The following is a 12,356-nucleotide window of genomic DNA, read 5'->3' as shown; positions in this document are numbered from 1 at the left end:
ATACTTTAAAATTTTCTTACAAATAGTTAAATTGATGTTAAAATCTCCCGCTTTGGGTGTAAAAGTTTACAAAGGAGAGTCTTATGGAAAAGATCTCGAAATTGTTTGGCATGCTGGTCCTTGGGATGGCTGGCATAGGCTTTGCCGCAAATTCCTTTGAAGTGGAATGCGGACTGAAGGAAGTACCTGATGTCGGTGACGAAGCTACGGGCACTATTAGCAGGTTGATCTGTAATATCACCCAGGGAACGGATGGTTCATTGTCCTGGGAAGAGGTTGTCTCGGAAGTGAGCTATGCCCATACAATGTATGAGCCGGGGTCTTTTACCGTATATGAGGTTAACCTAGGTTCCGACATCACCTTCGATGAACCCTCTGTTGGCAGGGATGGATCGCCGTCCTGCTCCTACGTGCCTCCCATCAGACTTGTGTATGAAGTGGATGGCTATGATGTATCGATCGTCTTTAATGGTAATAACAAGACTATTTCGAACTATTGCTCCATTGGTGATCTGGAAATGACTTCTGTGGGCCTTATCGATACGATTAGCAATGGTACCATTAAGGATATTACTTTCGATAACGCCTATGTAATGTCTCGCCTGCCGGATGACGAACAAGCGACAACAGCAAGTGCTGCAGTAATCGCTGTCAAGAGTGAAAACGTTGCCTTTGAAAATGTGACGGTAAAGAACTCTAAGGTCTATGGTATGGACGTAGGTTCTGTGGTGTCTTTTGCAAACGGTGGCTCTTTCAAGAACGTGACTGTGACTAGTACGGACGTGGCTACTCCTGATGCTGTTTTTCCTGAGTATTCCAACGTAATTGGTAACGTACTCGCCATATCTAGTTCTTCAAAATTGGGTGGTGTAGCTGCGGTAACTTCTGAAGTTTCCTCGTTCATAAACATCAACCTTTCTGCGGTATCTGTGGGCGTGAATAATGCCGCAAGTGTTTCTTATAATTTTGAAAGTATGGATGGACCAGAAATTAGATCTGAAGCTTTCCGTAATCGAGTTGAAGGTGGCGTTGTCGGAAAAGCTACAACTTCCGTTAGAAACTTTGAATATGAGGGAGGATCCGTTGAGGTTACCCTTGGACGTGGAAGCGGAATGGGAGGCTTGTTCGGTAGTTCGTCGTTAAGTGGTTATGCGCATGTACGGAACGTGACGTCAAAGGTTATCGTAAGCCCTACTTGTGAAGAGGATAATTATATCGGTGGGTTCGTGGGTGAATCAGCCGATAAAAACTTGACTTTTCAAAACAATAAAGGATCACTTACTCTTGATTGGGGGACGGTTTCCTCTTGTGGCGAAACATTCCTTCAAAAGATGTTCGTTGGTGGACTTGTTGGCGGCGGGACCAGTTTCGGTAGCATGTCGTCCATGGAGGACACGGTGGCCATTAACTTTAATATAGGAACCGCATATAACCGTGGTGCCCATGCTATTGGTGGTCTTTGGGGGTATGTAGAAAACAACCTTGCCCTCAACGCGAAGAACGATTATGTGACTGCTAATATTTCTGACTTCGCTGCTGTTACAGATTCTACCCAAATTGGCGGTTTGATTGGTGGCGAAGTGGGGGCTGATGGAAGAGAAGGATCCTCTTTGGAGTTGTATCGTAACGAAGTTTTAGGTTCGATTAAAGTCTCTGCTACTAGGAATGTTGCTGTAGGAGGATTGGTTGGAAATGCAATGCATGGAAACCTGAAAATGGAAATTTTCCACAATGTCATGAAGAATGACATTGTCGTTCCTGATGGTGTGTTGGCCGGGTTTGTTGTAGGCCATGTTCGTGTAAGGGAAGAAAACCTTTCTATAGCTGGAAACTTCCATATTGGTGTAAAGGATAGTAACGTTTCCAGCGTTGTTGGACGCTATGATGATGAAAGTGATAATGAAGTTGTAGATTGGAATATGGTCTTTGAGAATGAATTAGGCTATGAGTTCCCCAGTATTTGTTTTAATTATCGCAATGCTGTAAGCGGTCTTGAAGAAATGGATGCAGATTGGTTGTTGACTTCAGGAGCTTTCTTGCAGGAAGGCGGATACTTGTACAATGGAATTCTTTCTGATTCTGCAATGAAGACTATCGCTTTTGCCCATGCGTTGAATGCCGGTGTGTATAGTAAAAGAGGAGGGGGTTCTAATGATGCGATTGTTTTGAATAAGTCGTGGTGGAGTGATGGAAAGGACTATCCTCGATTTGTTGATGATAACCGCCTGAGGCCGTATGCGCCAAATATGCTGACTGTGGATTACAGCCGTGTGGCTGACCAGATGACTGTAACGCAAAAGGTGGCTATGGCTCCCTACATGGCTCCCGATGCGGGGGATCAGTTTGTTGCTTTCTCTTCAAACGAAGGAAAACTGTCTCCTGATTTTATTGCCGCATTTAATGCCCTTGACTGGGATTATGTAATGGATGGGGTATTGTCAAAAGACTCGATTCTTGAAAACGATCGTCAATATACCATGTACGAAGATCGGGAATTTGTGGTTTCCTATTGGATTGACGATGAAACCTCCCGTTATGAACTTAAAGATGGTGGGGATAAGCAGATTCTTTTCTACACACCCAAGGTAAATAAGGTAAAGTTGTCCGATGTCAATAAGCTTATTCCTCACATTCAAGTAAAATCTGGAACAACTGAACATTATCGCTTGAATGGTTTTGCATTTAATTGTCTTGACGCTAGCATTTGTGGCGATGAGCCGTTAGAATTTAGCCCCAATTACAGTGTGACTTCATCCTTTAAAAATGAACTGTCCTGGTTAATCTATCAAAGCATAAGGGGATACTCCGATATACTTCAAGTAATCTACAAGAGTGTGAGTGAAGGCCCTTATGTAAAGGCTTTACCCTATGTTTATTTTGCCAATGCCTTGTCTTCAATTGACGTTTATGCCATGCCCTATGCCTATACTTCTTCGGGAGAAAAAGGAATCCTTACGGATGATAGGTATTCTGCAGGTCCTACGGACTTGTCTTACTCCGATATGACATCCGAGTTTGGAATTCGCACTGGGAAAGGCTTTGCTCTGACGGATTGGACTGTTGACCTGTGGGTTGGCTTTGAAGAAAATTATACTGCGCGGAATATTAATGGGTGCTATGGTGAAAATGCACTTGATTTCTGTACTAGCGACAAGGTGATTGCTGCGAAGGCGAATCGCTATATCGGAACTGTAGATGGCCTGGTGGATTCCATTAGAAGAAATTCATCGGACAACTTGTGGAAATGGACTATCAGTCTCAAGGGGGATGAAACGATTGTAATGGATAGCTTGATTCTTGCGTTCTCGAAGATCGCTAATAATGGATTTAGCACTCCTGTCGTTTATATGCATGTCTCTCCTAAGGTTGAATTTATCGACTACACCATCACCTTTGTGCCTAATGGCATGAACGTGTTTTTCGGTGATTCCTGGAAGAGGGAAGGCGTTCATTCCTTGGCGTCCGAGGAGACGGCTTCGTTACCCTCCATCTACTCTACGGAAGGATTTTTCAAGGGATGGTCTACGGATTATGATAGCGATGTCGCTAGATACTTTACGAGGGAACTTTCTGAAGAAGTTCTGGATAACGCCACCATTGATGAAGACAATGGCTTTAAAATGTATTCCCATTGGGAAAACGAGTATCCTGAATTAAGACAGATTTATCTGGAAATCGCAAATGAAGGAGTTGAAATCCCTAATGGAACATTGAGTCTGGTGCAATCCTATTACGACAAAGAGCGTGGAGAGGATGTTCCTAGACCCCATTCCTTCGATGATTTTGTACAGAATGGTGATGGCCTATTGTCCTCTCCCTTGGCCATTCCTGCTGCCGATGAATCCATGACTTTCCGTGTGGATGTTGAACCCAATCCTGGCTACAAACTGGAGTCCTTAACCTATCGTTCAAATAAGCCGACGGAAGAGGGTTATGGTTTGATTATAGGGACGGATACGACCTTCCGTGTAGAAGCTTATAATCCTAAAGAACCTACGGAACATTACTTGGTTGCTCAGTTTGATCCTATTCCTTATTTCTTTACGTTCTCTCGTGAAACGGGTTCCGATTGGTTCTATCCGACGGATTGGCGTGATACCGCCATTTACAGCATAGAAATTTCCGATGATCAGCCTAATGTTCCCATGATGTATTCTATCAATGGCGAATCCGTGGGATGGCATACTGCTAAAACGATTGCGGATGGATGCGATTGTTCGCCGGTTGATTCTAAGTATGTAATCTCTGAATATATGTACCGCGAAGATTACTATACGGAAAAAGATTCGCTTTACATGATCCTCGATAAGGAAAATGCTTCCAACGAGACTATGAAAATAAACGAAGCCGCCTTAGGTGACGTTCGTCTGGTTCAGTCTATTGGTAGCAAGGATGATGGATTTGTTGTGGATACCATTTCCCATAGTTTTGTAGACGGGGAAATGCTTATTCCTAGTGTGGATGCTGATTTCGAATTTACGGTAAGACTTGCTGTGGATAAGGGTTATGCAATTGAATCCGCTGAGTACACTTTTGATACCACTATTGTAAACAACCGCGTGTCTAGAACATATCCCCTTGAGAATGGCGCAAAGATTGTGCTGAATCCCCGTAAGATGCGTAACATCCAGTTCAGTGTTGTTACAACTCCGGTTCGCTACATGATTGCTTTCGATAATCCTGATACTGCAGGTGTCATTTATGAAAAGGAATTCTTCGAGCATGGTGATTACACTATTGAACGCGAAGATCTCTCCTATCCTAGCGGTATGTACACCAGCGATCGTTGCTTGCTGGGCTGGAAGAGTGAAGGCTCCAATGAAGTCATGACTTCCTTCGATGTCGAAAAGATGGAGGGCTTGAAGGATGGTGAAAATACTCTGACTGCTGTTTGGGGTGATGCTGCCGCTTGCGATAACGAAGTTTCTGAAAAGGATACGCTGGAAGGCCCTTACAACCGTCTCGTTCTCGATGCCAAGGGCGGTAGTGTGGAAATTGTCCAGATGGTCAAGAATGAGGCTGGCCAGGATTCCGTAGTTCGTACCCGTAAGTTTGGTGATGACAACTCCATGCTGTTCCCCCAGGATATTTCTGAGAATACCTGGTATGTGGTGAATGTTGTTGCTAATGATGGCTACGAAGTTCCGGAAGTCCTGTACTTCTATAACGACACAGGCCGTGGTGCCGAAAAGGGTGATACCGTTGAAATTAAGAACGGAGACGCCCTGTACAACGATCGACTGTTTGCAAGCGTCCTGAAGGCTGTATTCAATAAAATCGACGATACTCCTGACGATACGACTGAAATTGTCTTTGTTGATCCCACTCTGCTTGTTTCCGGAAATGCAATGCAGGTCCGTTTTGCGACCAATGAATTTAATGTAGATCGCAAGGCTAAGATCCGTTTGGATTTGCTGGATGTGATGGGTAACGAAATCGACTCCATGATTGTGGATGTGGATGAGGCTCCGTATAGCAGTAGCTGGACCAAGACGTCCCTGGCTCCGGGCAGTTACGTTTTAACAGGAACGATCTGGGATGCCTATAAGGAATCCACCTTTGATACCTCCTTTGTTGTTGCAAATAAGATTGTCGCTGCTACTATGGATGGTTGGCAGATGCTTGCTCTCGATGTGATTGACAAGAAGTCTGTGGACTGGACCGATAGCGATGCCGTGTTCTTCTGGTGGGATGAACATTCCAGCGTAGGTGAATATTGGCAGTATAGAACTTATGGCGAAGAGGATAAAGTCTCTCTGGTAACTGGCGGTTGGTATAGTTCTCTGGAAGGCCGTGCCCTGGAAATCCGTGAAGACGTTGAAGTTCCTGAATCTGCAGAATGGGTTCTGGAAAATGAATTCAGCGGCTGGAACCTGGTGGCAAATCCCTATAACTGGACCATTGCTAACCCGGTGGATTCTGGCTGGTGCTGGCTCCCCGATATTGCCGACTATGATATTGCTCCTAAGTTCCTCGAACCCTACCAGGCTATTTGGGTTCGTACGGACAAGAATACGACGATTTCCTTGGACAAGACTCCCGTATTTGAAACGAACGTCCAAAAGGATAATGCTGAAGGCGCTGGTGAAAAACGTCGTGCTCTTGCCAAGGCTAACAGCAAGTTTGACTGGGCTATCCGCGCCATCCTTCAGGATGAGAAGGGTAGAACCGATGGTTGGAATGTCCTGGGCGTAGGCGATATGGCTCAGGTGGAAGAACCTCCTGAAAGCATGGCTGATCATGTGAACCTCTCTATTGTGGAAGGTCGCAAGCATTTGGCCAAGTCCATGAAGCAGGTTTCTGAAGATGGCTATACCTGGAATCTTGAAGTTTCCGCTACCAGCAACCGCAGAGGCTTCCTTGGCTTCGAAGGTATGAATCGCCTAGCCGCTCTTGGTTATCGCCTGTTTGTCACAGTAGACGAACGTACGGTCGAAATGACTGATGGTCAGGAATTGCCGGTAGCCCTCAAGAGCCTTTCCAAGAGCGTGAAGGTTCAGGTGGTCAAGTCTGAAGCTCAGCTGGCAACATCTGTTTCCGGTCTGAAGATGGTGCAGCAGGGTAGCATGGTGAATGTTTCCTTCAACGTGCCTGCAGAACTGTCCGGTAGCCGATTTGTGGCTGAAGTTGCTGGTCTTGATGGCAAGAAGATGAGCTCCAGTTCCGGCAAGGCAATCTCCGGCAGGAACGAAGTCCATATGAATATCCCGAAATCTGGACTGTATTTTGTCCGCGTTCGTGTGGCAAGTCAGCAGGCTTCTGGAAAATTTCTGGCAAAATAGCCTAAATTAGCCAAAAAACGCCGTTTTTGATAAAAAAAGACTTCCGAAAAATCGGAAGCCTTTTTTAACGTTACAAACATTGCCATAGGGGTGCTTTTATTCTAAATTTGCGCGCACTATGACAAAGGCTAAATTCATCAAATTCGTTATTGCAACAATTCTTGCAGTTGTTGCTCTCTACTTGCCGTACGAATCCCTCGGTTTCGACGCAGCAAGCCCCATGGGCATCCTGAACCCGCTGGAAATCCGCGTCATTGGCGTATTCGTCATGGCCGCTCTCTTCTGGATTCTCCAACCGTTCCCGATTTGGTCCACCTCCATGCTGGTGATCGTTCTTATGATCATCACCATGTCTGACTCCGCCCTCTCTCCGTTCCGTGTTGACGGTGTTACCATGATTAGCCACAAGTCTGTGATGGCTACTTTTGCTAACCCGATCATCATGCTGTTCCTGGGTGGCTTCTTCCTGGCTGCTGCCGCTACCAAGTACAAGCTGGACTTGAACTTGGCTCGCGTGCTCCTGAAGCCCTTCGGCAAGAATCCGAAGTTCGTGCTTCTCGGCCTCATGCTCATCACTGCAGTGTTCTCCATGTTCATGAGCAACACCGCTACCGCAGCTATGATGCTCGCCATCCTCGCTCCGGTGCTCAAGCTCTTCGACGAAGATGACCGCGGTAAAGCAGCATTTGCTCTCGCTATTCCTCTTGGTGCAAACATCGGTGGTATGGGTACCCCGATCGGCACTCCTCCTAACGCTATCGCTCTTGGTGCTTTGAACGACGCTATCGCTCGCGGCGACCTGGCTGCAAACCCGGTTTCCTTCGGTCAGTGGATGGCTTTCGGTGTTCCGTACGTTATCATCCTCATGGTGATCGCATGGGTTCTCCTCATGAAGATTTACCCCATCAAGATGAAGCAGATGGTTCTGAACATTGAAGGTGCTGGCAAGTTCGATACCAGCCCCAAGGCAATCATCGTTTACATCACTTTCGTTCTCTGCGTTCTCCTGTGGGTTACCGGTAAGGGTGTCCACGGTATCAACGATAACGCTATTGCTATGATTCCTATGGCCGTGTTCGCCCTGACTGGTGTTATCACCAAGAAGGACTTGAACGAAATGAGCTGGGACGTTCTGTGGCTCGTTGCTGGTGGCTTTGCTCTCGGTGTTGGCCTCAACGCTACTGGTCTTGCCGCTCACTTGATCAAGACTATTCCGTTTGCAAGCTGGTCTCCGGTTGCTCTCATGATCGGTTGCGGTATCATCTGCTTGTTCATGGCTAACTTCATGAGCCATACCTCTACTGCAACTCTCCTCGTTCCTATTCTTTGCGCAGTTGGCATTGCTTGCCAGGACAACCTGGTTGGCCTCGGTGGTGTTACCGCTCTCCTGGTTTCTGTCGCCTTTGCTTCCTCCCTCGGTATGTCCATGCCGATTTCCACTCCGCCTAACGCTCTTGCCCATGCTACCGGTTACACCGATACCAAGGGTATGGCAATCACTGGCGTTGTGATGGGGCTCGTTGGCCTCGTACTCTCTTGGGGCATGATGATTCTCCTGGCAAACGTTCACTTCTTTGGCACTCCGGCTCCGAAGGCTGAAGAAGCTGCCGCACCTGCCGCAGTTGAAGCACCGGCTCCTGCCGCTGCAGCACCTGTTGCTGAAAGCGCTGCTGTAGAATCCGCTGTTGCTGATAGCACTGTTGCTCTGCCGGCTGACTCCGCTGCAAAGGTCGAAGTTGTTGACTCCGCCGCTGCCGCACCTGCTGCTGCTGAAGAAGTCAAGGCTGAAGCACCCGCTGCAGAAGCTGCAAAGTAAACTTTAGACCTAAGGTCTGCAGAAAAGTTTAGGACCCCGACTGGTGTCGGGGCCTTTTCTTTTATTACGAGCGGATTTAGCCCTAAATTTGTAAAGATTGGTTTAACTATTTCCTCTGAAAAGTGTATTTTTCCCTAAAAAGAAAATGCGCTTCGGAAGGAGCGTCGTTTTGAGGTATATACATGCGAAAATTGGTGATTGCTACCTACGTTCTTAGAGCTTTGGGTTTTGTTGTTGTTCTGATCAGCTTGTTTGGTCAGAATTTGATTGTAGACTTGTTCCCGGGCGCTACGACGATTAACCCCTTTTTCTACACTGGTATCGGTGTTTACATGGTGGGTGCCGTAATTTATTTCTTCGTGAACAAGAAGGAACGTGCGGATCGTCGCCGTCGTGAAATTGAAGAAGCACAGGAAAGAGCCTTTGGTGGCCTCCATAAGGATGGCGAAAACTAATGATTCAGATCGAGCATTTGCATAAGACGTATAGGTCGGGTTTCCTGATGAAACCGAAGCTTGCATTGAAGGATGTGAGTTTTAAGGTGGAACCGGGCCAGGTTTTTGGTTTTATTGGTCCTAACGGGGCCGGAAAGTCTACCACCATCAAGGTGTTGACAGGTCTTTTGCGCTATGATTCCGGCAAGGTGCTGGTGAATGGCGTAAGTCCCCGCGATGTGAAGAGTAGGTCTTTTATTGGCTACTCTCCGGAACAGCCTTATTTCTATGACTATCTCACAGGCCGTGAACTGCTGAAGTTCTATGGCAAGCTGGTGGGGCTGCAGGGAACTGAACTGGACAAGCGGATTGAATGGTCCCTGGAATTGCTCCATGCAAATAAGGACTGGATTGACCGCCGTCTTCGTTCCTATTCCAAGGGCATGATGCAACGTGTGGGTATTGCTCAGTCTATCCTGAGCAAGCCGAAGCTCTTGATTCTGGACGAACCTATGAGTGGTCTTGATCCGGTGGGTCGTCGTGATGTTCGCAGTGCCATTCAGGAACTGAACAACATGGGTGTGACCGTATTCTACTCCAGCCATTTGCTTAGCGATGTGGAAGCCATCAGCCACCGTGTGGCGATGATCGTGGATGGTCGCATTGTCCGCGAAGGTACGGTGGATGAAATCACTAATGCCTGTGGCGTTGAATACCATGTTCGAACCCGTCAGGGAATTCTCCTGCAGGATCTGCCCCAGGGTGTAACTCCCGCCGGCCATCCCCAGGAATGTATCTGTGAAGATGACGCCGCCCGCGATCGCCTGCTCAGGTATTGTCTGGACAAGAACATTTCCATTGAACGTATGGAGCATAAGCGCCCCAGTCTTGAAGATATTTTGACGGAGGAGATTGCTCGTGCAGACGCTTAATCACATTTTCGTCATTGCCTTGAATACTTTCCGCGAATCCATTCGCGATAAGATCCTTTACAACATCGGCTTCTTTGCTGTGGCTCTTGCCTTGTTCAGCATTGTCCTGGGGGAATGGTCCGTCTTTGACCGCGCCTACGTGATCAAGTCAACCACGCTCTCCATCATGAGCCTGTCGGGGCTTCTGATTTCCATCTTCGTGGGCATCAGCCTGGTGCAGAAGGAAATTCAGAGGCGTACTGTCCTTACCTTGCTTTCTAAGCCCATTACCCGTGCTGCGTTTATTGTGGGTAAGTACTTTGGTCTTCTGGCGGTGGTGGCTGTCCATCTGGTCCTCCTGACCGTGATTTTCTACCTGACTTTGCTTGTGACGGGTTCTGATCCTACAGCAAGTCTGCTAATTGCTGTTTATTTGATTTTCTGCGAGATGGCTGTTGTTATCGCAGTCGCCTTGCTGTTCAGTAGCTTTAGCAGTACGGTATTGAGTGCCTTGTTCACTCTTGGCGTCTACATGGCTGGTCATTTAAGCAACCAGCTTCTGGAGCAGGTTCGTTTCGCCGCTCGCATGGGTGAAATGGACGCCTCGTCCAGCGCACTTTTTGAGAAGGCCGCTGTTGCTATCCATGCGGTTTTCCCTGGTCTTTACCGCTACAACGTGACTAGCTATGTGGTTCACGGTGTTGCACTGCCGGACATGTATTTGTTCTGGAATACCGTGTATGCTTTAGGCTACGTAGGTGTATTCCTGGCAATTGCTAGCTGGTGGTTTAGCAGGAGGGATTTCCTATGAGAAACCAGTATATGGCTAAGGTCCTTGTTCACAACAAGATGGTGACCGAGGATCAGATTAACTCCCATTGGGCTCAGGCGAATGACCAGAAGGATATTGGTCAGGTCCTGGTCGAAGCAGGTATTATTTCCGAAAGTATTTATGCCAAGGTCCTTGCTTTCGTCAAGAACATCGAGGCAAAGAATGCTGCCGCTGCTCCTGTAGAGCCGGCGCCGGCACCTGTGCAATCGGCGCCTACGGCCGCTCCTGCACGCAAGTCCGTTACGCCCACTCCCAAGGCTGCATCTGCCGCCCCTAAGGAACCCGAACAGCCTGCCTTCCAGATTGAAGGCAACAATCCCTATGGAGAATCCTCGTCTTCCTCTAATGTAGAGGTGGAGGCGGTGGCTGGTCTTGAAACGACCAGCATGGGGACCGTCCAGGTGGAATTTGATGCGGAAGCGAATGAAGAAGACGAAGGCAAGCTGCCGCGCCGTTTTGCTCTGGCCACAGGGGAAGGCGAACCGGTGGAAGCGCCCGAGACGATCCGTCCCATGACGAACCTCTCCCAGCTTATTGCGTTTGCACGCAAGTTCAATGCGACGGACATTTACCTGTTTGCTGACCGCCCTGTTGTCATGCGCCAGTCCGGTGTCCTCTTTGTGGCTTCCGAGCAGCCCCTGGACCTGTCCCGCATTAGCGACCGCCTGAACGAAGCTGCCAAGGGATTCTCCGATGGCTACAAGATTGTCGTGGGCAAGAATTTCAGTAAGACCATTGGACTTCCCGGTGTGGGACGCGCCCGTGTGACGGTTACCTGGGATAATACGACTCCCAGCATTTCCGTACGCGTCATCCCTACGGAATCGACTTCTATTGACAACTTGTACTTGCCGACTTTCTGCAACCGCTTTACGGAATTGAACAGTGGCTTGGTGTTGATTGCGGGTCCTTCTGCAAGTGGTCGCTCTACTACTATGACCGCCTTTGCCGAAACTATTGCGGCAAATCGTAATGTCTATATCCAGACGGTTGAAAAGCCTATCGAGCGAATCCTCCAGAATCCCAATGGCGCAATTGCCCAGCGTGAAGTGGGTCTCCATGTCCATACGGGCCTGGAGGGTATATCCCTGGCAGTACAGTCTGGCGCCGATGTGATTCTCTTTGACCATGTGGAAACCTACGAGGAGCTTGCCGCGCTTTTGAACGCCGCCAATGCAGGCGCCCTTGTCTTTGCTGTTGCTTCTGGCAATAATGTTCACTCCCTCCTTTCCAGACTCATGAGCTCTGTCCCGGAAAAGAACCGTATTGCCTTTGCCAATACCTTGGCTGATCAGTTGAAGGGTGTTGTGGTGCAGCATCTGGTGCCTGTGGTTCAGAATCAGGGTCAGGTCCTTGCGGTAGAAGCCGTTCGTATGACGTCTCCCATGGCAAACTTGATTCGCCGTGGCAGTGTGGCTCAGATTACAGCCGCAATCAGCAGCCAGAAGGATCAGGGCATTACTCTGGACGACTCTCTGCAGAAGTGTGTTGAATCTGGTTATATCGACGGCATGGAAGCCTGGAAACGTTCTTGCGATTCGAGGCGCTTCGTCTCTTACCGTCCCACAAAGTAAGGAGGAT

General features: G+C 48.1%; 5 protein-coding genes and 1 pseudogene. All 6 read left to right on the top strand.

Annotated elements, in window-relative coordinates; all coding sequences use genetic code 11:
* Positions 1-83 precede the first annotated feature (83 nt).
* The gene (locus BGX12_RS08145) at positions 84-6,782 is read left to right on the top strand and encodes a hypothetical protein (RefSeq protein ID WP_109735584.1); all 6,699 of its coding nucleotides are present in this window, start codon (positions 84-86) and stop codon (positions 6,780-6,782) included.
* A gap of 118 nt (positions 6,783-6,900) precedes the next feature.
* A pseudogene (locus BGX12_RS08140) lies at positions 6,901-8,358 on the top strand (DASS family sodium-coupled anion symporter); the annotation flags it as partial.
* Positions 8,359-8,780: 422 nt separating this feature from the next.
* A complete protein-coding gene (locus BGX12_RS08135) occupies positions 8,781-9,053 on the top strand; it encodes a hypothetical protein (protein WP_109735582.1) in 273 nt (90 codons plus the stop codon).
* A 47-nt stretch (positions 9,054-9,100) separates the two neighbouring features.
* Positions 9,101-9,964 (top strand): ABC transporter ATP-binding protein, encoded by an 864-nt coding sequence (locus BGX12_RS08130; RefSeq protein WP_233246315.1) that lies wholly within the window; start codon positions 9,101-9,103, stop codon positions 9,962-9,964.
* Entirely contained in the window at positions 9,951-10,754 is an 804-nt protein-coding gene (locus BGX12_RS08125; RefSeq protein ID WP_109735580.1) for an ABC transporter permease, read from the top strand. The genes BGX12_RS08130 and BGX12_RS08125 overlap by 14 nt, the downstream gene beginning before the upstream one ends.
* Positions 10,751-12,349 carry an ATPase, T2SS/T4P/T4SS family gene (locus BGX12_RS08120; protein ID WP_109735579.1) on the top strand — a complete coding sequence of 533 codons (1,599 nt, stop codon included), beginning with the start codon at positions 10,751-10,753 and terminating at the stop codon, positions 12,347-12,349. Before BGX12_RS08125 ends, BGX12_RS08120 begins: the two co-directional genes overlap by 4 nt.
* The last annotated feature ends 7 nt before the right edge of the window (positions 12,350-12,356 follow it).

Origin of the sequence: Fibrobacter sp. UWR4, assembly GCF_003149045.1 — a bacterium.
GTDB lineage: Bacteria > Fibrobacterota > Fibrobacteria > Fibrobacterales > Fibrobacteraceae > Fibrobacter.
The sequence above is the reverse complement of the archived record's forward strand: the minus strand, read 5'-3'. Positions and strand labels throughout refer to the sequence as shown.